18 protein-coding genes are annotated in these 22,465 nt (G+C 63.5%); 15 read left to right on the top strand and 3 right to left on the bottom strand.

Annotation, left to right across the window (positions count from 1 at the left end; all coding sequences use genetic code 11):
• Positions 1–69: 69 nt before the first annotated feature.
• The 15 genes from ftsW to VWZ87_RS08825 all read left to right on the top strand — a co-directional run bounded on the left by ftsW (position 70) and on the right by VWZ87_RS08825 (position 17,662).
• Positions 70–1,239, top strand: a complete 1,170-nt coding sequence (gene ftsW / locus VWZ87_RS08895) for a putative lipid II flippase FtsW (RefSeq protein ID WP_416536759.1) — start codon at positions 70–72, stop codon at positions 1,237–1,239.
• Positions 1,240–1,323: 84 nt separating this feature from the next.
• Positions 1,324–2,421, top strand: a complete 1,098-nt coding sequence (locus VWZ87_RS08890) for a UDP-N-acetylglucosamine--N-acetylmuramyl-(pentapeptide) pyrophosphoryl-undecaprenol N-acetylglucosamine transferase (protein ID WP_340545042.1) — start codon at positions 1,324–1,326, stop codon at positions 2,419–2,421.
• Positions 2,418–3,815, top strand: a complete 1,398-nt coding sequence (murC, locus tag VWZ87_RS08885) for a UDP-N-acetylmuramate--L-alanine ligase (protein WP_416536760.1) — start codon at positions 2,418–2,420, stop codon at positions 3,813–3,815. Before VWZ87_RS08890 ends, murC begins: the two co-directional genes overlap by 4 nt.
• A gap of 58 nt (positions 3,816–3,873) precedes the next feature.
• Positions 3,874–4,128, top strand: a complete 255-nt coding sequence (locus VWZ87_RS08880; protein ID WP_416536761.1) for a DUF2484 family protein — start codon at positions 3,874–3,876, stop codon at positions 4,126–4,128.
• Complete coding sequence (locus VWZ87_RS08875; protein ID WP_340545045.1) at positions 4,125–4,376, top strand: DUF2484 family protein; 252 nt, start codon at positions 4,125–4,127, stop codon at positions 4,374–4,376. Before VWZ87_RS08880 ends, VWZ87_RS08875 begins: the two co-directional genes overlap by 4 nt.
• A 193-nt stretch (positions 4,377–4,569) precedes the next feature.
• Complete coding sequence (murB, locus tag VWZ87_RS08870; RefSeq protein WP_416536762.1) at positions 4,570–5,493, top strand: UDP-N-acetylmuramate dehydrogenase; 924 nt, start codon at positions 4,570–4,572, stop codon at positions 5,491–5,493.
• A gap of 286 nt (positions 5,494–5,779) precedes the next feature.
• The gene (locus tag VWZ87_RS08865; protein ID WP_340545047.1) at positions 5,780–6,700 is read left to right on the top strand and encodes a D-alanine--D-alanine ligase; all 921 of its coding nucleotides are present in this window, start codon (positions 5,780–5,782) and stop codon (positions 6,698–6,700) included.
• On the top strand, positions 6,688–7,581 hold the full coding sequence (locus VWZ87_RS08860) for a cell division protein FtsQ/DivIB (RefSeq protein ID WP_416536763.1): 894 nt from the start codon (positions 6,688–6,690) through the stop codon (positions 7,579–7,581). The genes VWZ87_RS08865 and VWZ87_RS08860 overlap by 13 nt, the downstream gene beginning before the upstream one ends.
• A gap of 1 nt (position 7,582) precedes the next feature.
• Positions 7,583–8,917, top strand: a complete 1,335-nt coding sequence (gene ftsA, locus VWZ87_RS08855; RefSeq protein WP_014874087.1) for a cell division protein FtsA — start codon at positions 7,583–7,585, stop codon at positions 8,915–8,917.
• 438 nt (positions 8,918–9,355) lie between these two features.
• A complete protein-coding gene (gene ftsZ / locus VWZ87_RS08850; RefSeq protein ID WP_416536764.1) occupies positions 9,356–11,134 on the top strand; it encodes a cell division protein FtsZ in 1,779 nt (592 codons plus the stop codon).
• Between the two features lie 213 nt (positions 11,135–11,347).
• Positions 11,348–12,283: a UDP-3-O-acyl-N-acetylglucosamine deacetylase gene (gene lpxC, locus VWZ87_RS08845; protein WP_416536765.1), complete on the top strand. Its 936-nt coding sequence runs from the start codon at positions 11,348–11,350 to the stop codon at positions 12,281–12,283.
• A 641-nt stretch (positions 12,284–12,924) separates the two neighbouring features.
• Complete coding sequence (locus tag VWZ87_RS08840; protein WP_340545051.1) at positions 12,925–13,773, top strand: outer membrane protein assembly factor BamD; 849 nt, start codon at positions 12,925–12,927, stop codon at positions 13,771–13,773.
• A gap of 28 nt (positions 13,774–13,801) precedes the next feature.
• Positions 13,802–15,448 carry a DNA repair protein RecN gene (recN, locus tag VWZ87_RS08835; RefSeq protein ID WP_340545052.1) on the top strand — a complete coding sequence of 549 codons (1,647 nt, stop codon included), beginning with the start codon at positions 13,802–13,804 and terminating at the stop codon, positions 15,446–15,448.
• Between the two features lie 114 nt (positions 15,449–15,562).
• Positions 15,563–17,254, top strand: coding sequence for a chloride channel protein (locus VWZ87_RS08830; protein ID WP_340545053.1), 1,692 nt, complete (start codon positions 15,563–15,565; stop codon positions 17,252–17,254).
• A gap of 216 nt (positions 17,255–17,470) precedes the next feature.
• Entirely contained in the window at positions 17,471–17,662 is a 192-nt protein-coding gene (locus tag VWZ87_RS08825; RefSeq protein WP_340545054.1) for a hypothetical protein, read from the top strand.
• Between the two features lie 402 nt (positions 17,663–18,064).
• Here VWZ87_RS08825 and VWZ87_RS08820 read toward each other — a convergent pair whose 3' ends face one another.
• The 3 genes from VWZ87_RS08820 to cobT all read right to left on the bottom strand — a co-directional run bounded on the left by VWZ87_RS08820 (position 18,065) and on the right by cobT (position 22,372).
• Entirely contained in the window at positions 18,065–18,406 is a 342-nt protein-coding gene (locus VWZ87_RS08820) for a DUF427 domain-containing protein (protein WP_340545056.1), read from the bottom strand.
• Between the two features lie 62 nt (positions 18,407–18,468).
• The gene (locus tag VWZ87_RS08815; protein ID WP_416536767.1) at positions 18,469–20,259 is read right to left on the bottom strand and encodes an aminopeptidase P family protein; all 1,791 of its coding nucleotides are present in this window, start codon (positions 20,257–20,259) and stop codon (positions 18,469–18,471) included.
• 235 nt (positions 20,260–20,494) lie between these two features.
• Positions 20,495–22,372 (bottom strand): cobaltochelatase subunit CobT, encoded by a 1,878-nt coding sequence (gene cobT, locus VWZ87_RS08810; protein WP_416536768.1) that lies wholly within the window; start codon positions 22,370–22,372, stop codon positions 20,495–20,497.
• Positions 22,373–22,465 lie beyond the last annotated feature (93 nt).

The following is a 22,465-nucleotide window of genomic DNA, read 5'->3' as shown; positions in this document are numbered from 1 at the left end:
TCCGGTTACTGTTTGCCTAACGATCCCGAAAACGGGACGGATGACGAGGCAGATAGTGGCGGTACTTCCATGACTGAAATGGTCTATGGCGCGCTCCCCGTACAGGCGGGCGAGCCGATTCTACCCAAATGGTGGCGGACGCTGGACAAATGGACGATGTCCTGCGTCCTGATGTTGTTTGTCATCGGGCTGCTCTTGGGGCTGGCCGCTTCGGTGCCGCTGGCCGAACGCAACGGGTTTGACAATTTCCACTATGTCGAGCGGCAGGCGATTTTTGGCATCACCGGGCTGGTGGCGATGCTGATCACCTCGATGATGTCGCCAACGCTGGTGCGGCGACTGGCGGTGATCGGGTTTATCTGCGCCTTTGTCGCACTGGCGCTGCTGCCGGTGTTTGGCACCGATTTCGGCAAGGGCGCGACGCGCTGGTACAGCCTCGGCTTTGCCTCGTTGCAGCCGTCGGAGTTCTTGAAGCCCGGATTCATCGTAGTGGCGGCCTGGATGATTGCAGCGAGCCAGCAGATCAACGGCCCGCCGGGCACGCTGATGTCCTTTGGCCTGTGTCTGACAGTGGTGCTGATGCTGGTGATGCAGCCTGACTTTGGTCAGGCCTGTCTGGTTCTGTTCGGCTGGGGCGTGATGTATTTCGTGGCGGGTGCGCCGATGCTGCTGTTGGTGATCATGGCGGCGGTGGTCGTGATGGGCGGGGTTGTGGCCTATTCCAGCTCCGAGCATTTTGCCCGTCGCATCGACGGCTTCCTGAACCCTGAAATCGACCCGACCACCCAGATGGGCTATGCCACCAATGCCATCCGCGAAGGTGGGTTGTTCGGTGTCGGCGTTGGCGAGGGCGAGGTGAAATGGTCGCTGCCGGATGCCCATACCGATTTCATCATCGCAGTGGCGGCCGAGGAATACGGGCTGGTGCTGGTGGTGATCCTGATCCTGCTTTATTCGGCGGTGGTGGCCCGCACGCTGTTCCGCCTGATGCGGGAGCGCGACACGTTTATACGGCTTGCCGGAACCGGTCTTGTCTGTACCTTTGGCGTGCAGGCGATGATCAACATGGGCGTTGCGGTGCGGCTCTTGCCGGCCAAGGGCATGACCCTGCCGTTTGTGAGCTACGGTGGCTCCTCGCTGATTGCCGGCGGGATCGCGGTGGGGATGTTGCTGGCGTTTTCGCGGTCGCGCCCGCAGGGCGAGATTGCAGATTTCCTGCGCGGACACGGGCGCGGCTGAGCCTGCCCGATTGAAGCGCACCCCTCGGTCTGCCCTGCGCGGTCGGGGGGGTGAGTGAGCAGAGACAGAAAGACCAAAAACACGATGGCGCAGAAATTGCTCTTGATGGCGGCGGGTGGCACCGGGGGGCACATGTTCCCCGCGCAGGCCCTGGCCGAGGCGATGCTGAGACGCGGCTGGCGGGTGAAACTGTCAACGGACGCGCGGGGCGCGCGGTACACCGGCGGCTATCCGCATACCACCGAGATTGCCGAGGTGCCCTCGGCCACCTTTGCCCGCGGCGGGCTGCTGGCCAAGGCGATGGTCGCGCCGAAGATCGCCGCAGGTGTCACAAGGATGGCGATGCAGATGCGGCGGGACCGGCCTGACGTGGTGGTCGGCTTTGGCGGCTATCCGTCGATCCCGGCACTGGGGGCTGCGACCCTGCTGAAGCTGCCGCGTATGATCCATGAACAGAACGGCGTGCTGGGCCGGGTCAATCAGCTGTTTGCTCCCCGTGTGGCCGGGGTGGCCTGTGGCGTCTGGCCCACGGCGCTGCCGGAGGGGGTTGATGGCGTCCATGTCGGCAACCCGGTGCGCGCTGCGGTGCTGGAGCGGGCAGGGGCTGGTTATATTCCGCCGGGTGACTATCCGATGTCGGTGCTGGTAATGGGCGGCAGCCAGGGCGCGCGGATTCTGTCGGATGTGGTGCCCGCAGCGATTGCCGCACTGCCAGAGGCGCTGCGCAGCCGGTTGCGGGTCTCGCATCAGGCGCGCGATGAAGATGGTGCGCGGGTTGCGCAATTCTACGCCGAACAGGGGATCGCGGCGGATGTGCAACCGTTTTTCACCGATGTGCCCGCCCGCATGTCGGAGGCGCAGCTGGTGATCTCGCGCTCCGGTGCGTCGTCGGTTGCGGATATCTCGGTGATCGGCCGCCCGTCGATCCTGATCCCCTTTGCCGCGGCGGCTGGCGATCACCAGAGCGCCAATGCCCGTGGGCTGGTCGATGCTGGGGCGGCGATCCTGATCCCGGAAAGCGCTCTTGACGTTTCGGCGCTGACAGAGCAAATGAGCGCGGTTCTCAGCAATCCCGATGGTGCCAGCCAGATGGCACGGGCCGCCTTGCAAGTGGGTATTCCCGATGCGACCGAGCGGCTGGTGGGGCTTGTTGAACAGCTGTCCGAGGAAGGAATGACATGAACCCTGCGACCAAACTCCCCGGTGATGTGGGCCCGATCCATTTTGTTGGCATCGGCGGCATCGGCATGTCCGGCATCGCCGAAGTGCTGCTGAACCTTGGCTATGTGGTGCAGGGCTCGGATCTGAAAGCTTCCAAGATCACCAACCGGCTGGAAGAGCTGGGCGCGCGGATCTTTGTCGGGCAGGCGGCAGAAAATCTGGAAGACGCGGCGGTTGTGGTCATTTCCTCGGCGATCAAACCGGGCAATCCAGAGCTGGACGAGGCGCGCCTGCGTGGCCTGCCGGTGGTCCGCCGGGCCGAAATGCTGGCCGAGCTGATGCGGCTCAAATCCAACATCGCCATCGCAGGCACCCATGGCAAGACAACGACCACCACCATGATGGCGGAGCTGATGGTGGCCGGTCATTTCGACCCGACCATTGTCAATGGCGGCATCATTCACGCCTATGGGTCGAACGCGCGGATGGGCCAGGGCGAGTGGATGGTGGTTGAGGCCGACGAAAGCGACGGCACCTTTAACCGCCTGCCCGCAACCATTGCGATCGTCACCAATATCGACCCTGAGCATATGGAGCATTGGGGTGATTTCGACACGCTGCGCGACGGGTTTTACGACTTTGTCTCCAATATTCCCTTCTACGGCGTCGCGGTCTGCTGCACCGACCATCCCGAGGTGCAGGCTCTGGTTGGCCGGATCACCGACCGCCGGGTCGTGACCTATGGGTTCAACGCGCAGGCTGATGTGCGGGCAGTCAACCTGACCTACAAGGCGGGCGTGGCGCATTTTGATATTCATCTTCAGGCCGAGGATCGCGTGATCGAGGGCTGCACCCTGCCGATGCCGGGGGATCACAATGTCTCCAACGCGCTGTCGGCAGTGGCCGTGGCGCGCCATCTGGGCATGAAGAGCAGCGAGATCCGCGAGGCTCTGGCGGCCTTTGGCGGCGTCAACCGCCGCTTTACCAAAGTGGGCGAAGTGGACGGTGTCACCATTATTGACGACTACGGCCACCACCCGGTCGAGATCACTGCCGTGCTGAAAGCGGCCCGGCAGGCCTGCGAGGGCCGGGTGATCGCGGTGCATCAGCCGCACCGTTATTCGCGCCTGTCCAGCCTGTTCGAGGATTTCTGCGCCTGTTTCAACGAGGCCGATGTGGTCGCCATCGCCGAGGTCTTTGCCGCGGGCGAAGACCCGATCGAGGGCGCCGGGCGCGACGATCTGGTGGCCGGTCTGATCCGTCATGGCCATCGCCATGCCCGCGCGCTGCTGGACGAACCCGATCTGGAGCGGCTGGTGCGTGAACAGGCCCGACCCGGCGATATGGTCGTCTGCCTTGGGGCGGGTACCATCAGCGCCTGGGCCAATAGTCTGCCCGAGCGGTTGCGGGGCTGAGGGTGGCTGGCGTGATCTCCTATCCGCGGGCGAGCGTCCCGGCGGTTGAGGCAGCGCCATGCTGAGCCTGCTGGCCTCTGTCCTGTGGGTGTTCATTGCCACCGGCGTGGCCGCCCTGCCGGTTCGCTGGCAGCGCGGGCCGGGGATTGCGCTGGTCGCTGTGGCGCCGATGCTGATCTATTTCCTGGGTCGTGACCACGGCTGGTTTGCCGCTGCCTTCGGCTGTTTTGCGCTGGTGTCGATGTTCCGCCGTCCGCTGCTGCATGTGCTGTCGCGCCTGCGCCGGGCCTCCGGGCCGGAGGTTGGCGAATGACGCAGTCGCTGATCCTGGCCTGTCTCTGGGTGGTGGCCGCCAATGTGCTGGCGATGCTGCCGAGCCGGGACAATCACTGGTCGCGCGCCTATCTCCTGATTGCCTTTGGCATCCCGCTGCTGGGCTATGTCACCTATGAAAACGGTCCCTGGTGGGGGCTGGCGGCGCTGTTTGCGGGCATGTCGATGCTGCGCTGGCCCGTGATCTATCTGGGCCGCTGGCTGCGCAACCGCCTGAGCCGCAGCTGAACCCCGCCGATTTCCACGAATGAGCGCTCTGCCCTTTGCGCCGGGCTGCGGGCTGGGCCATTGTGTGCATGGGCAAAACCGGAGTACACGCAGGGCCGGTCCGGGCAGCTGAGTCTCGCCGTCGTTTGCCCGCTGGGTGCTGCGTCGGCTCGCTTGGCCGGGGTGGACGCCAAGACAGGCAGGGGCAGAGCATATGAACATCGACGGGCTGCGCGGCAAGCTTCATCCGAATCGCGATCTGGCAGGGTTGACCTGGCTGCGGGTTGGCGGACCGGCGGACTATCTGTTTCAGCCTGCCGATGTGGAGGATCTGGCGCATGTTCTGCGGTCTCTGGATCCGTCGGTGCCGGTGTTCCCGATGGGGGTCGGCTCAAACCTGATCGTGCGTGATGGCGGGTTGCGGGCGCTGGTGATCCGGCTGGGGCGCGGGTTCAACGCGATTGAGGTCGAGGGCGACACGGTGACCGCTGGCGCTGCTGCGCTGGATGCCCATGTGGCCCGCAAGGCCGCGGATGCAGGGGTGGATCTGACATTTCTGCGCACCATCCCCGGTTCGATCGGTGGCGCGGTGCGGATGAATGCCGGTTGCTATGGCAGCTATGTCGCAGATGTCTTTCAGTCGGCAACGGTGGTGCTGCGCAGCGGTGAAGTGGTGAGGCTGAGCGGTGAGGACCTGAAATTCGCCTACCGCCAGAGCGACCTGCCGGAGGGGGCGGTGCTGGTTTCGGCGGTGTTGCGCGGCCGGATGGGTGATCCCGAAGCCCTGCATGCGCGCATGGAAGAGCAGCTGGCCAAACGCGATGCCACCCAGCCGACAAAGGACCGGTCAGCCGGGTCGACCTTTCGCAATCCGGCGGGGTTTTCATCGACCGGTCAGGCCGATGATGTCCATGATCTGAAGGCCTGGAAAGTGATTGATGATGCCGGAATGCGCGGCGCCCGGCGCGGCGGTGCGCAGATGAGCGAGAAGCATTCCAATTTCTTGATTAACACAGGTGGCGCATCTGCCGCAGATCTTGAGGGATTGGGCGAAGATGTCAGAAAAGAGGTTTACGCCAATTCTGGCATAACGCTAGAGTGGGAAATCATGCGGGTGGGGGATCCGCTTTCCAAATAGCCGATAAAGGCCATGTTTTTCAGAGGGTTATCTCTGATCAGCAGGTCGCTCCTGTGGGAATCGCAGCAGCTGGCGAACTGGAAAAGCGCGATCTTGGTAAAGGCACTGTTAACGGGCCGGTAACGTTTATGACGTTAATGTGGTGACAGCGAACCACAGTGGTCCGTCCGGTGCGGGGAATAGACCTCGCAAGACGAAAAAGCAGGCCTTGGCCTGCGCGAATTGGGGTCAATTTACGACCGCATAACAAGGGGCGAGAAGCCCCGGAACATTTGAGGCGCTTGTCGTGAGTAAGTCGAGCAGGACACTCCCGAAAGTGGCGGTATTGATGGGTGGCCCCTCGGCTGAACGCGAGGTGTCTTTGTCCACAGGGCGCGAATGCGCCACCGCGCTGCGGGACGAGGGATATCAGGTTACAGAACTGGACGCGGGTCCGGATCTCGCGGCGCGTTTGCAGGCGGATCGTCCTGACGTGGTGTTCAACGCCCTGCATGGCCGCTGGGGCGAGGATGGCTGCGTGCAGGGGCTGCTGGAATGGCTCGGCATCCCCTATACCCACTCCGGCGTGCTGGCCTCTGCCCTGGCGATGGACAAGCAGCGGGCCAAATCCATCTATCGCGCCGCAGGTCTGCCGGTTGTCGAGAGCGGCATCTATTCCAAGACCGAGGTGATGGCCGGCCATGTGATGGCGCCGCCCTATGTGGTGAAGCCGAATAACGAAGGCTCCAGCGTGGGGGTCTATCTGGTGAATGAAGTCGCCAACGGTCCGCCGCAGCTGTCGCAGGACATGCCCGATCAGGTGATGGTCGAGAGCTTTGCCCCCGGCCGCGAGCTGACCACCACCGTACTGGGCGACAGACCACTGACGGTGACCGATATCCTGACCGACGGCTGGTATGACTATGACGCCAAGTACAAACCCGGTGGCTCGCGTCATGTGCTGCCTGCGGATCTCCCGGAGGAGATCTTTGCGCTCTGTCTCGAATATGCAGTGAAGGCCCATGAGGCGCTGGGGTGCCGGGGCATCAGCCGCACCGATTTTCGCTGGGACGAGACGCGTGGCGCCGAGGGGCTGATCCTGCTGGAGACCAATACCCAGCCCGGAATGACGCCGACGTCGCTGACGCCGGAGCAGGCGGAACATGTGGGTATGACATTCGGGCAGCTCTGCGCCTGGCTGGTTGAGGATGCGACATGCCCTCGCTGATCACGCGGTTTCGCAAACCCCGCGAGGGGCGTTCCGATCCTGCCCCCTCCCGTCTGACCTATCGCATCCAGCGCTGGATGCTGACCCCGGGCATTCGCTTTGGTGTGCGTTTTGGCATTCCCTTCTGTCTGGTCTTTGTGGCCGGCACCGTGTTCATGGCGGATGAGGCGCGACGCGACCGGTTGCAGGTGATGATCAGCGATCTGCGGGCCTCGATCGAGGAGCGCCCCGAATTCATGGTCAATGTGATGGCCATCGACGGGGCGGGGCGCAGCGTGGCCGAAGATATTCGCGAAGTGGTGCCGATTGATTTTCCCATCAGCTCCTTCGATCTGGATCTGGCCCAGATCCGCGATGAAATCACCGGTCTGGATCCGGTGCGGACGGCGGATGTGCGGATCCGCCCGGGTGGGGTGCTTCAGGTCACGGTGGAAGAGCGCAAACCCGCAGTTGTCTGGCGCAGCCGCGAAGGTCTGGCGCTGCTGGATGCCAATGGCGTGCATGTGGCTGAGCTGGGCGCGCGCAATATGCACCCGGATCTGCCGCTGGTGGCCGGGCGCAATGCCGACGACGCCATTGAGGAGGCGCTGCGGCTGTTTGCGGTGTCCAAGCCGCTGGGACCGCGGATGCGTGGGCTGGTGCGGATTGGCGAACGGCGCTGGGATCTGGTGCTGGACCGTGGCCAGCGGATCATGCTGCCGGCCGAAAATCCGGTGCCCGCATTGGAGCGGGTGATTGCCGTCAGCGAAGTGCGCGACCTTCTGGAGCGTGATGTGGCGGTGGTGGATATGCGCCTGGCGGCGCGTCCAACCGTAAGAATGACCGAAAACGCCGTCGAGGACTGGTGGCGGATCCGACAGTTGAACGCAGGCGGGCTATGATATGACCGATCTCTACCAATCCCAAAGAGCCATGCGGCAGATGCGACGTCAGGCGATGCAGCGCGGTGTTGTGGCCATTCTGGATGTGGGCAGTTCCAAGATTGCCTGTCTGGTGCTGCGTTTCGACGGCACCGGGCGGCTGAGCGAGGATAATTCCATTGGGTCCCTGGCGGGGCAGTCAGGGTTCCGGGTGATCGGCGCGGCCACCACGCGCTCGCGCGGGGTGCAGTTCGGCGAGATCACCGCCATGCAGGAAACCGAACGCGCGATCCGCACGGCGGTTCAGGCCGCGCAGAAGATGGCCGAGGTGCGGGTGGATCACGTGATCGCCTGTTTTTCCGGGGCCAATCCGCGATCCTACGGGCTGGATGCGCAGGTGGATCTGGAAGGTCAGGTGGTGACCGAGAATGAAATCGCCCGCGTGCTGGCGGCCTGTGAGGTGCCGGAATATGGCGCCGGACGCGAGGTGCTGCATGCCCAGCCGGTGAACTTTGCGCTGGACAACCGGTCGGGTCTGAATGACCCGCGCGGGCAGATGGGGCAGACCCTTGCAGCGGATATGCACATGCTGACGGTTGATGCGCTGACCGTGCAGAATCTGGTGCGCTGCATCCAGCGCTGTGATCTGGAGCTGGCGGGCATCGCGTCCTCCGCATACGCGTCCGGGTTTGCGGCACTGGTTGAGGATGAGCAGGAGCTGGGGGCGGCCTGTATCGACATGGGCGGCGGCTCGACCTCGATTTCGGTCTTTATGAAGAAACATATGATCTATGCCGATGCGGTGCGTATGGGCGGTGATCACATCACCAGCGATATTTCGATGGGGCTGGGGGTGCCGACGGCCAACGCCGAGCGGATCAAGACCTTTCACGGTGGCGTCCATGCCACTGGCGCCGATGACCGCGAGATGATCGACATTCATGCAGACACTGGCGATTGGGAACATGATCGCCGTACTGTCAGCCGGGCCGAACTGATCGGGATCATGCGGCCGCGCGTCGAAGAGATCCTTGAAGAGGTGCGCGCCCGTCTGGATGCCGCCGGGTTTGACAGCCTGCCAAGCCAGCAGATCGTGCTGACCGGAGGCTCCAGTCAGATTATGGGTCTGGACGGGCTGGCCAGTCGCGTTCTGGGGCAGCAGGTGCGCCTCGGCCGGCCTTTGCGGGTTCACGGCCTGCCGCAGTCGGCAACCGGTCCCGGCTTTGCCTCCGCTGTTGGTCTCAGCCTGTTTGCCGCCCATCCGCAGGATGAGTGGTGGGATTTTGAGATGCCGGTGGACCGCAACGCCAGCGGCACGCTGAAACGGGCGGTAAAATGGTTCCGCGACAACTGGTGAGGCCTCTGTCGGAGCAGGGGGTGCAGGCCCGCTCCGCGCCTTCGCAGCGCCGTCTTCATTAATCAAATGTTAACGAAAAACTTTGCTGGCAAGGTGGTTTCGCGGGTGACAGCGAAATCCTGCCGCGTTAATGTTCCGGTAACGACCGCATCATGCGGCGCATGTAGGCCGAGCAGTGGCCACCAGTATCAGTGACGAGATGTGCTTTCGAGGGCTTTGGTTTTCGGAGGCTGCCGTCATGTTGTGGTGTGTTGCTGGGCTTTCCACAGCATTTGCCAAAATCGGCGAAATGTCGCGAAATTAGACAATACTATGTCTATATTTTGTGGAAAATAGCGCTTTTTTGGATGACGCGACTCGTGCTGCGCGGTAGGATTGTCGCAAAGATGGACAGGAATAGGCCCTTGCGGGAGGGCTGATAACACAGGCGGAACGAGCATGACCTTGAACCTTTCGATGCCCGGCCAGGAAGAGCTGAAGCCCCGGATTACCGTGTTTGGCGTCGGCGGGGCAGGCGGCAATGCCGTCAACAACATGATCGATAAACAGCTGGACGGCGTGGATTTTGTCGTCGCCAATACCGACGCGCAGGCGCTGCAGCAAAGCGCCTCCAAAAGCCGCGTCCAGCTGGGCATCAAAGTCACCGAAGGTCTGGGCGCCGGCGCGCGCCCCTCGGTTGGGTCTGCCGCTGCTGAAGAAAGCATTGAACAGATCGTTGATCACCTCGCGGGGGCGCATATGTGCTTTATCACCGCAGGTATGGGCGGCGGCACCGGCACCGGGGCTGCGCCGATCATCGCGCAGGCCGCCCGTGAACTGGGTGTGCTGACCGTTGGTGTTGTCACTAAGCCGTTCCAGTTCGAAGGCAACAAGCGGATGCGTCAGGCCGAGGAGGGTGTCGAAGCCCTGCAAAAGGTCGTCGATACGCTGATCATCATTCCGAACCAGAATCTGTTCCGTCTGGCCAATGAAAAGACCACCTTCACCGAGGCGTTCTCGATGGCGGATGATGTCCTTTATCAGGGTGTCAAAGGCGTGACCGATCTGATGGTGCGTCCGGGTCTCATCAACCTCGACTTTGCGGACGTGCGCGCCGTGATGGACGAAATGGGCAAGGCGATGATGGGCACCGGCGAGGCCGAGGGCGAAGATCGCGCCGTGCAGGCCGCCGAGAAGGCCATCGCGAACCCGCTGCTGGACGAAATCAGCCTCAAGGGCGCGAAGGGTGTTCTGATCAACATCACCGGCGCACATGACCTGACGCTGTTTGAACTGGACGAAGCGGCCAACCGCATTCGCGAAGAGGTCGATCCCAACGCAAACATCATCGTCGGCTCGACCCTCGACACCGCGATGGAAGGCAAGATGCGGGTTTCCGTTGTGGCGACCGGTATTGATGCCGTGGATGTGCACTCCGACATTCCGGTGCCGCGCCGTCCCATGTCGGCACCGCTGAAGCAGACCGTCAGCGTTGAAGACAGCCGCAGCGCCGCGCCGCTGGAGCTGAGTAGCCCGGTTGAGCAGCCCGCAGCTGCCGCCGAACCCGTGGCCGCCGCTCAGGAAGAGCCGTCGCTGTTTGCGGAATTCGACGATGGTCAGGCCGCCGCTGAAGGTCACTATGAAGAGGTGCTGGAGGACGCGGGCGAACAGCTGGGCGCCGACGGTCTGCCCGCACCGGCCTATCAGGGCACTCCCGCGCCGGAATTCCAGCCGCAGGCCGAAGTTGCGGCCCATCAGGCCGAGAGCTTTGTGGCACCAAAGGCGCCCGCACCCGGTACCCCGTCGCCAGAGGCGATCGTGCGGCTTCAGGCGGCTGCGCAGCGCGCCCAGCCTCAGCAGCCGATGCAGCAGACACAGATGCAGCAGCGCCCGTCGATCGACACGGTTCAGCCGCGGGCCCCGCAGCAGGTGCAGCAGCAGCCTCAGCAGGTGCAGCAGCCCGCCGCAGCGGGTCACGAACAGCGCCGCTTTGGGCTCAATTCGCTGATCCATCGCATGACCGGCAGCGCCGCTGAAGGCCAGGCCGCCAAGCCGCAGCAACCGGCACGTCAGCAGCCGCCCATGCAGCAGGCCGCCGCACAGCAGGCCCCGATGCACCAGCCCCAGGTTGCGCATCACGGCCAGCAGGCGGCACCCGCAGCGCAGCCGCAGCGGCAGGCGAACCCGGAGCAGGAACGCATCGAAATTCCCGCATTCCTGCGCCGTCAAGCCAACTGAGCTGATCACATATAAGTCAAAAAGGTCGCCATAGGGCGACCTTTTTTCGTTTTAAATCAGCGAGTTGGCGCCGGTTGGGCAGGGTTTTGCCGATCTGTTACAGGGATGTTTCATTCCGTTACAAAGATTGAGTTGAGCCTAACGAAGTGACACCTTACCTCTGTTCCGCAACAAGGGCCCAAGTACGGCCCACCCTTACGGAATGAGGCCATCGTGCAGAATACGCTTAAAGCATCAGTGACGTTTGACGGTGTGGGGCTCCACTCCGGCAAACCCGTTCGCATGATCCTGAAGCCTGCATCGGCTGGCCACGGCATCTGCTTCCGGCGCACTGACATCGCTTTGGGCAACACCATGGTGCCGGCGCTTTGGGACCGGGTCGAGCGGACGCCATTGTGCACGCGGCTGGTCAATGCCTCCGGTGTTTCGGTTTCCACGGTGGAGCATATCATGGCCGCGCTGGCGGGCTGTGGCATCCACAATGTGATGATTGATATCGACGGCCCGGAAGTGCCGATCATGGATGGGTCTTCGGCGCATTTCGTGCGGGGCATCATGCAGACCGGTATTCAGCGCCTTGCGGCGCCGGTCACCGCCTATCAGATCCTGAAGCCGGTGAGTGTCAGCCATGACGGTGCCACCGCCACCCTGTTGCCGAGCAACCGCCTGACCATCGAGTTCCACATCGACTTTGCCGAGACGGCGATTGGCCGTCAGAGTAAGACGCTGGATCTGCGCAATGGTGCCTTTGCGCGTGAGCTTTGCGACAGCCGCACCTTCTGCCGTCGCGTTGACGTCGAAAGCATGCAGGCCAATGGTCTGGCGCTGGGGGGTGTCCCCGGCGAGAACGCGGTTGTGTTCGACGGCCCGCAGGTCGAGAGCGGCGCGGGTCTGCGCCACTCGGATGAGCCGGTGCGCCACAAGATGCTGGACGCGCTTGGTGATCTGTCGCTGGCGGGTGGCCCGGTCTTTGGCCACTATATCGGCGAGCGTGCCGGTCATTCGCTGACCAACACATTGCTGCGGGCGGTCTTTGCGACACCCGGCGCGGTGCGTCAGGTGAGCTGCGATGCGGCGATGACAGCGCGCCTGCCGGGGCAGGGGCTGGTCTGGGCGGAGATCCCGACCGATGCGCGCCGCGTAGCGTAACTGAATTGAGGCTATCGGGCGGGAACGTCGGCTGGGGGGCCTGACGTTCAACCTGGGTTCCCCCGGACAATCGGGGTGCACCCGGCGCCAACCGGACCGCGGGCTGCAACGACAGTACTCCGGTCACTCGCGAACTGATGATTGCAGCACAGACGCCGGGCGCAGACTGCACCACAGTTCGATCCAATACAGGCCTATGCGTTGGCGCAGCCCGACCGGGGCAGATTGCGCCGGGGGCACCGGGGGAGATCTTCGAGCCGTCCTTAGGTCGTGACCCTAGAGGGGCGGGGCGGTTCGAAGATCACACCGGCGGCTTCACGGCGCAGCGCGCGGCCTCAGCGTGCCCCAACGCGGCTTGCCGGGATTTGTCCAGATCCCGTTTGGTTCGGATCCTTGCAGCGCTCACCTCATATTGACCAATGTTTTCGGATGCGGCGAACCCCGGCGCGGCATGGGGTATCGGCTGGCGTGGGCCATGTTGTGGCGGGCGGGGGCTGCTTCGCACTCTTGACCCCGCCGCGCTTTCTCTGCCAAGTGGGCGGGAAATCGGTTAAAGACGTTTTGCGCGTCAATTGAATGTGCTAGACCGGGCAGAACCGGGGTTCACACCCGTAAGTAAATGACGGTGAGGTTAGGCGAACATGATGGGCATGGGGGCGGCAGCCAAAACCATCGGCGCGGTTCTACTCGTAGCTGCGCTTTCGGGATGTGGCGGAGACGGGGGCGCGGCCAAGAGTTCGCAGCCACTTGACGGGTTCACCCCGGAGCAGATCTACGAGCGCGGCGAATTCGAGATGGAGCGCAACCGGACCGAGGATGCGGCCTTTTACTTCTCCGAGATCGAACGTCTTTACCCCTACTCCTCCTGGGCGAAACAGGCCCTGATCATGCAGGCCTATGCCTATCATCTGGGGCGTGACTACGAGGACAGCCGCGCTGCCGCACAGCGCTATATCGACTTCTACCCGACCGAAGAAGACGCCGCTTATGCGCAGTATCTGCTGGCGCTGAGCTACTATGATCAGATCGACGAAGTGGGCCGCGATCAGGGCCTGACCTTTCAGGCGCTGCAATCGCTGCGCACCGTGATCGAGGTCTACCCGGACAGCGAATATGCCAGCTCGGCAATCCTGAAGTTCGACCTTGCCTTTGACCATCTGGCGGGCAAGGAGATGGAGATCGGCCGCTACTATCTGCGCAAGGGGCATTATACCTCGGCGGTGAACCGGTTCCGCGTTGTGGTCGAGGATTTCCAGACCACAACCCATACCGCAGAGGCGCTGCACCGTCTGGTCGAGGCCTATCTGTCGCTGGGGCTGGTGAATGAGGCGCAGACCGCCGGTGCCATTCTGGGCCATAACTATCAATCGACCGAATGGTATGAGGACAGCTTTAAGCTGCTGACAGACAACGGGCTGAAAATGCGCGATGTTGGCAACAACTGGCTGAGCCAGATCTACCGTCAGTCCATCAAGGGGGAGTGGCTGTAATTGCCACTTCCGCAATTGGGGCCGGGCCATGCTGCGCGCGCTTGATATTCGCGATATCCTGATCATCGACCATCTTGAGCTGAATTTTCAGCCGGGTCTCAACGTGCTGACCGGGGAGACCGGGGCCGGCAAGTCGATCCTGCTGGATTCGCTTGGTTTTGTGCTGGGCTGGCGGGGCCGGGCCGAACTGGTGCGCCAGGGCGCAAAACAGGGGGAGGTGCTGGCCGAGTTCGAGCTGTCGCCAGACCATCCGGCCCATGCGGTGCTGGCTGAGGCGGGGCTGCCCGGAGGCGATACGCTGCTGTTGCGCCGGGTGAACACCGCCGAGGGACGCAAGACCGCCTGGGTCAATGACCGGCGCTGTTCGGGCGAGGTACTGCGGGCGCTGTCGGACACGCTGCTGGAATTGCATGGCCAGCATGATGACCGGGGCCTGCTGAACCCGCGCGGCCACCGCGCCATGCTGGATGAGTTTGCCGGTCTTGGCGATCTTCTGCGGACCGTCCGCGATCGCTGGGCCGCTGCCAGCCGCGCCCGAAAGAGCGTTGCCGAAACCCGCGCCGCGCTGGAGGCCATCCGCGCCGAAGAGGATTTCCTGCGCCATGCGGTGGCGGAGCTGGACGCGCTTGACCCGCAGCCCGGCGAGGATGCTGCACTGGATCAGCGCCGCCGCGAGATGCAGTCCGCCGAGCGGATCCGTGGCGATATCCAGCGCGCCCAGAGCATCCTGACCGATGGTGCCGAGACGGCACTGGGGGATGCGCAGCGCTGGCTGGAAGGGGTCTCTGCGCAGGCAGACTCGGCGCTGGATGCGCCGATTGCGGCGCTGTTGCGGGCGATGATCGAACTGGGTGAGGCGCAGGATGGCGTTGCCCGTGTGCTCGACGGGCTGGAGTTCAATCCCGGTGAGCTGGAAGAGAGCGAGGAGCGGCTGTTTGCCATCCGCGCGCTGGCCCGCAAACATGATGTGCTGCCTGATGATCTGGGCGGCTATGCTGAAACCCTGCGCGAGAAACTGGCGGCGGTGGATGCCGGGGATCAGGATCTCGCCGATCAGGAGGCCGCACTGGCCGAGGCCGAGGCGGCCTATACGGGGGCGGCGGCGCAGCTGTCGGCGGCGCGGCGGGAGACGGCGGCGGCACTGGATGCGGCGGTGATGGCTGAGCTGGCCCCGCTCAAGATGGAACGCGCGGTGTTTGAAACACGGCTGACCGAGGCCGAGCCGGGACCGGAGGGCAAGGACGCGGTTGCCTTTACCGTGGCCACAAACCCCGGCGCGCCGGCGGGGCCGCTGAACAAGATCGCCTCGGGCGGTGAGCTGAGCCGCTTTTTGCTGGCGCTGAAGGTCTGCCTGCGCGGCGAGACCGGCAATCAGACGATGATCTTTGACGAGATCGACCGCGGCGTGGGCGGCGCGACGGCGGATGCGGTGGGGCGGCGGCTGAAGGCGCTGGCCGATGGCGGGCAGGTGCTGGTTGTGACCCATTCGCCGCAGGTGGCGGCCCAGGGTGCGCATCATTGGCGGGTGCAGAAGCAGGTTGTCGACGGGCAGACGCTGTCGCAGGTGGTGCCGCTGGATGAGGACGAGCGGGTCGATGAGCTGGCGCGTATGGTTTCAGGTGATACAATCACCTCGGAGGCCCGCGCTGCCGCCAGGGCGCTGCTGGTGGGCTGAGCTAAAACTGTTGCCCGGATCGTTCTAAGCTGTTGAGTTTTCACGATGGCTTAACCAACCTGCCGATAGTTTGCCGCGTAAACAGACAAGAACGACACCGGGACAATCGGGTTCATGCCACAGACCATACGCTCCGCCATTTCCGCCCAGCTGGCTCAGGGGGTTGCTGGCGTGCGGGATGTCTGGCGGGTGCTGCGCCACCGGGGGCCGAGCCAGTTTCAATTCTGGTTTATCGCCTTGCTGATCGGGATCGCTGCCGGGTTTGCGGCGCTGTTCTTCCGCAAGGGGATCACCGCCTTTCAGGCCTGGGTCTATGGCGCGGAGGATGTGAATTTCCTGCATAGTTTCGCACAGGACATGCCCTGGTACTGGCTGATGATCATTCCGACCCTTGGCGGGCTGGTGGTGGGGCTGATCCTGCACCGGTTTACGCCGGATGCCCGGGTGCGATCCGTTGCCGATGTGATCGAGGGGGCCGCGCTTGGCGATGGGCGGGTGGAAATTCGCGCCGGTCTGGCGTCTGCCTGTGCCTCTCTGATCACGCTCAGTACCGGCGGATCAACCGGTCGCGAGGGGCCGGTGGTGCATATGGCGGGAGTGATCTCGACCTGGGTCAGCAATCGCATTCAGGCCGATGGCATCACCGGGCGCGATCTCCTGGGCTGTGCGGTGGCGGCGGCGGTTTCTGCCAGCTTCAATGCGCCTATTGCCGGGGCGCTCTTTGCGCTGGAGGTGGTGCTGCGGCATTTCGCGGTCCATGCCTTTGCGCCCATTGTCATCGCCTCGGTGGCCGGAACCGTGATCAACCGGCTGGAATATGGCGATGTGACGGAGTTCGACCTGATCACGCCGGGGGCGCTGCAATTCTACGTCGAGCTGCCGGCCTTTCTGATGCTTGGGCTGATCTGCGGGATCGTGGCGGTGGTGCTGATGCGGTCGATCTTCTTTGCCGAGGAAATCGGCAATGCGGTGCAGACAAAGCTGGGTCTGCCGCGCTGGCTGCGTCCGGCGGCCTCTGGCCTGCTGCTGGGCGGGCTTGCGGTCTGGTTTCCCCATATCATTGGCGTTGGCTATGAAACCACGGTTCTGGCCCTCACGGGCGCGCTGGTGCTGCATCAGACCATTCTCTTTGCCATGGTCAAAACCGCGGCCGTGGCGATCACCATGGGCGGGCGCATGGGGGGCGGGGTGTTCTCGCCGTCGCTGATGGTCGGGGCGCTGACCGGGCTCGCCTTTGGGCTGATTGCGACCGCTGTGCTGCCGGATGTGTCGGGGACGCATACGCTCTATGCTTTTGCCGGGATGGGCGCCGTGGCGGCGGCGGTGCTGGGCGCGCCGATTTCCACGACGCTGATCGTGTTCGAACTGACCGGCGACTGGCAGATCGGCCTGGCGGTGATGGTGGCGGTGTCGATGTCGACGGCGCTGGCGTCGCGGATTGTCGACCGGTCGTTCTTTCTCACCCAGCTGGAGCGGCGCAATATTCATTGCGCGGCGGGGCCACAGGCCTATCTGCTGTCGATGCTGCGCGCCGGAGCGGTGATGCGGCCCCTGGGCGATCCGCGTTGCGCCAGCGCGGAGGACTGCGCCGCGCTGATTGACCAGGGGCTGTCGGTCCGCGCCTCGGCCTCGCTGGAGGCCGCGATGCCGATCTTCGACCGGGCCGATCTCAGCTATCTGCCGGTACTGGCCGAAGGGGAGGGTGGCGATAATCCGCCGAATCTCATCGGGGCCCTTTACCACATTGATTCGCTGAAAGCCTACACCCGTGCGCTGGCTGCGGCGGCTGCGGAGGAGCATAGTTGAGGATTGAAAACTACGGCGGCTCATCGTCAATTTGCGACATTTCCCATAAAGCCGTCGCTTAAAGACAAGTTTACCCGCAAAAGACGATCCCAAATATGTGATATTTCTGAAACGGGTGTTCGCTTTTTTCCGGAAGAAATTTTAACCTTTATCGGCCCAGCGGCTTAAATATGGTTAACATAAGGATAATGGTGATCATTCTTCGGAAGTGAAAACATGCAACACAAAACAATCAGCCCGACAGAGGCTGAAACAGTGGCGAAGGCAGTAGAGCAGGAAAATGAGCGGGCGTCTTATGAGGCCCTGATCGACTATGTCGTTCAAAGCGCACGGGATGCACAGATGTTCTGTACCGGTGAGGCCGTCGAGGCCGCGCGTCAGCATCTTTGTCAGACCATCCTGAACTAGGGGGACATGCGACATCCGTCGCGCCTATTTGTTTCTTCGTCGGTATCTTATTTGGTCCTGGGGCAGGGTTCCGGGCGGGCTCTCTTTGGCCTGCAAAAACGGTAGCGAAATAACGATCAATATGATCGTTATACGTGCATCTTTCTAATTGCTGTATCGGGTGAATATGTGAAGTCCGAATTTTCCGACCGCGTCAGTGGCCGTTTTTCGGATCCGTTCGCGACCCATCAGATGGCGTTTTCCGACAATCGCGCGCCGCTGCGCCGGGGCCTGCGGGCGGTGGGTTGCCCGGTTCCCAGCGCGGTTTCCTGATGAGCGAAAGGCTGCTTATCCACGAAAAAGGCGCCCCGAGACGGGGCGCCCTGACTGCATAAGAGCGTGTTTTTGCCGATCGAGCCGGGCCTAGATCCGCTCCACTTTCACGGTGTCACCGGTGACGAAGGCAAGGTGGTCCTTGATCTGCGCTACGGCCTCATTGGGGGTTTCGTAGCTCCAGACCGCGTTTTCGGTCACGGATGATTTGTTCACAATCGAGAAGTAGCTGGCATCGCCCTTGGCCGGGCAGTGGGTGGTCTTGTCGCTGCGGTCGAGGAAGGCTGTCGCGATGTCGCCACGGGGAAAATAGATGACGGGCGCCAGATCGCCCTCGCTCAGCTCAAGCGCGTTGCTGCTCTCGCCCAGCACGGCACCACCGGAGCGCACCACCCAGGTGCCTTCTGCTTTGCGAATATGGATCTTTGTCATGGTCTTTTCCTTCACGTCGTTCGTCACGGATCAATGTCGTCTTCAGATGTAACACTGCGGTATCACAGCGGCGCCGTTGCGGCATCCAGCCAGCGTTGTGCCGGGTCTGTTACGTTGGGTCCTATCTTGGCGGCTACATCCGCATGATAGGCGTTCAGCCAGTCCCGCTCTGCCGTGGTGAGCAGGTCCACCACGATCAGGCGGCGGTCCAGCGGGGCGTAGGTCAGGGTGCGCCAGCTCAGCATTTCGCGTTCGGCGTCGGCGCTGTCCAGCTCAGGCGCCGGTTCTACCACCAACAGGTTCTCAATGCGAATACCAAAAGCGCCTTCGCGGTAATATCCCGGTTCATTGGAGAGGATCATGCCGGGTTCCAGCGGTACGGTGCCGGCACGGCTGAGCCGCTGGGGGCCTTCATGTACGCTGAGGAAGGCGCCGACCCCGTGGCCAAGCCCGTGGTTGAAGTCCTGCCCGGCCAGCCAGAGCGGCATTCGTCCCACCGCCTCGATGTCGCGACCGGCAAGCCCCTTGGGCCAGCGCAGGCGGGACATGGCGATCATGCCCTGCAGAACGCGGGTATAGGCCTCGCGGGCTTCCTGCGGTGGGGTGCCGATGGCGAGGGTGCGGGTGATGTCGGTGGTGCCGTCCAGATATTGCCCGCCGCTGTCCAGCACCAGCAGATGCCCGTCCAGCAGCGCGGCATTGCTGTCCTCGCTGACCCGGTAGTGGATGATGGCGCCATTGGGGCCGGTGCCCGAAATGGTTTCAAAGCTGATGTCGCGCAGCTTCGGATCCTTGCGGCGGGTGGCTTCGAGATGTTTGACCACGTCGATTTCGGTGATGCTGCCGGAGGGCTGGGCGTCCAGCCAGGCGAGGGTTTCCACCACGGCGGCACCATCGCGGAGATGAGCGGCGGCGCTGCCTGCGATCTCGGCGGCGCATTTGCGGGCCTTGGGCAGGGCGCAGGGGTCACCGGCCGCAACCAGCGCATCGCCGAGCTGATCGGCGACGATCCGGGGCAGGGTCGTCAGATCGACGGTGACGGAGGCATCTTTGGCCTGCGCCAGCTCTGCCACGGCTGACAGGAAGGTCTGCGGCGCATGAACGGCCACATCCGCGCCGAGGTGATCCCTGACACCCGTCAGCTTCTCTTCCGCCATGAACAGATCGACCCGCGCGTCGGCGTGCAGGATGGCAAACCCGTGGGCGACCGGGTTGTGGGCGATATCGCTGCCGCGGATGTTCAGGAGCCACATGATGCTATCTGGCAGGGTGATCACGGCGGCGCTATGTCCGGCGTCGCGCAGCTCTTGGGCCAGAGAGGCGGTCTTTTCGGAGGCGGATGTACCTGCATAGCTGAGCGGATGGGCGATGACGGGCTGCACCGGCGGGGTGGGCTGATCCTGCCAGATGCGATCTACCAGATTGTCGACCGGCACGAATTCAAACCCGTGCAGATCGAGCCCCTGCATCTGGCTGGCCGAATGCAGCCAGGGGTCATAGCCGATGCGCCCCCCGGTCGGCAGCTGCTCCTTCAGCCAATCGGCCAGCTGTACCTCGGGCCAGTGCACCGGGGTAAAGACCTCCGCGACCTGCTGTTTTACCTGCGTGCGGTAACGCCCGTCGATAAACACCCCGGCCACATCGCGCAGCACGGCACAGAAGCCCGCAGAGCCGGTAAATCCGGTGAGCCAGGCCAGACGTTCATCGCCGGGGGCGACATATTCGCCCTGATGGGCATCGCTGCGCGGCACCAGAAAGCCGTCGAGCCCCTCGCGCTGCAATTCGGTGCGCAAAGCCTTGAGGCGGGGCGGGCCCTGTTCCGGGCGGGCTGTCACGTCGAAGGTCTGGAACATCGGCTCCCTCCATCTGTTTCGGGTGGTCCGCGACGGTTGGTCAGGGCGCAGCGGCAGGCCCTTCTGGGCGGGTGTTGCGCAACGTCGGCAGGAACAAGGAAATGGCGCGGCAGTCACGGCGCGCTCTGTCGCGAACACTTGTTCCAAATCCGGCGACGTCCCGCAACCCCTGTAACACAAAGCCCCGCACCGAAGCGGCGCGGGGCTTTGATTCAGAGCGGCGCGGCTGGCGTGCTCAGCTCGCGCGTTTGATGCCCATCACCCGGGCGCGAGCGCGCGGGTCACTGTCAAAGAGAGCGGCCAGCTGCTCGGTCATGGCGCCTGCCAGCTGTTCAACATCGGTGATGGTCACGGCGCGATCGTAATAGCGGGTGACGTCATGGCCGATGCCGATGGCCAGCAGTTCGACCTGTTTGCGCCGCTCCACCATCGCGATCACATCACGCAGGTGTTTTTCCAGATAGTTGGCCGGGTTCACCGACAGCGTGCTGTCATCCACCGGCGCGCCATCGGAGATCACCATCAGGATCTTGCGGGCTTCCTGACGGGCGACCATGCGGCGGTGCGCCCATTCCAGCGCCTCGCCGTCGATATTCTCCTTCAGCAGGCCCTCTTTCATCATCAGGCCAAGATTGTCGCGGGTCCGGCGCATCGGCGCATCGGCGGCTTTGTAGATGATGTGGCGCAGGTCGTTCAGACGGCCGGGGAGCTGTGGGCGACCGTCATTGAGCCAGGCCTCACGCGCGAGCCCGCCTTTCCACGCGCGGGTGGTAAAGCCGAGGATTTCGACCTTCACGTTGCAGCGCTCCAGAGTGCGGGCCAGAACGTCGGCGCAGATCGCGGCGATGGAGATTGGCCGACCGCGCATGGAACCGGAGTTGTCCAAGAGGAGCGTCACCACGGTGTCGCGGAATTCGGTGTCTTTCTCCCGTTTGAACGACAGCGGCGTGGTGGGGTTGGCCACCACGCGGGCCAGACGGCCGGCGTCCAGAATGCCCTCTTCGAGGTCGAACTCCCACGAGCGGTTCTGCTGCGCCTGAAGGCGGCGCTGCAATTTGTTGGCAAGCCGCGAGACGGCCCCTTTCAGCGGTTCCAGCTGCTGGTCCAGATAGGCGCGCAGCCGTTCCAGTTCCGCCGGTTCGGCGAGATCCTCGGCGGCGATTTCCTCGTCATGGGCATCATCGAAGACCTTATAGTCGGGATCAGCCTCCGACACAGCGGGCGGCGGTGGCGGGTCCAGCGGAGCCTCGCCATCGGGCATTTCGGTATCTTCAGCAAGCTCTTCATCGGCCATCTCGTCCATCGAGACCTGCGCCTGGCTTTCGTCCTGCTGCTGCTCCTGGGCCTGTTCGGGGTTGGCGTCGGCCTCTTCCTCTTCGGAGTCGTCCTGACCGCTGCTGTCGGGGTCCTGCTGCTCCTCGGCGTCGTCTTCGGCGTCGCTGTCCTGTTCGTCGTCGAGCTGATCCGGGTCGTCGCCCAGCTGGTCGCCATAGCCCAGATCGGTGATCACCTGCCGCGCGAATTTGGCGAATGCGGCCTGATCCTCGATGGTGTCACCGAGATTGGCCAGTGTGTCGCCGGCCTGCTGCTCAATGAAACCGCGCCACAGTTCCATCACATTGGCGGCGGCCTCGGGCATCGGGCGGCCGGTCGCCAGATGGCGGATCAGATAGCCGGCGGATACCGCCAGCGGCGCCTCGGTTGCGGATTTGATCTGGTCGTAACCCTTGCGCAGGGCTTCGTTCTGGATCTTCACGTCGATATTGGAGGCGGTGCCGGGCATGTGCCGCGCGCCCATCGCTTCGCAGCGGGCGGATTCCAGCGCCTCGTAGAGATCAAGCGCCATGTCGCCGGGCGGGGCATAGCGGGCATGGGTGGCGGGGTCGTGGAATTTGTGGCGCAACGCCAGCGCATCGGCGGTGCCACGGGCCAGCAGTACCTCTTCGCGGGTCATCCGTCGGGAGACCTGAGGCAGCCGCATATTGTCGCCGGACAGACCGGCAGGGTCGACCGAGTAGGAGACGTTCAGCTCGGAATCATTGGCCATGACCTTGGTGGCTTCGGCCAGCGCCTTCTTGAACGGATCGGCGGGGTTGTCGTTGGGCTTTTTCATGGTCGCACCTAGTCCCTTGTGAGCATCCCCCCTCGTGTCGGAAAAGTCCAGTGGCACTGCTGCGGATAGGGCAGCGCCGGTCCCGGCGGGGTG

It is taken from the genome of Phaeobacter sp. JH20_37 (assembly GCF_048056015.1).
Lineage (GTDB): Bacteria > Pseudomonadota > Alphaproteobacteria > Rhodobacterales > Rhodobacteraceae > Phaeobacter > Phaeobacter bryozoorum.
This window is presented reverse-complemented; position numbering and strand designations above follow the sequence as displayed.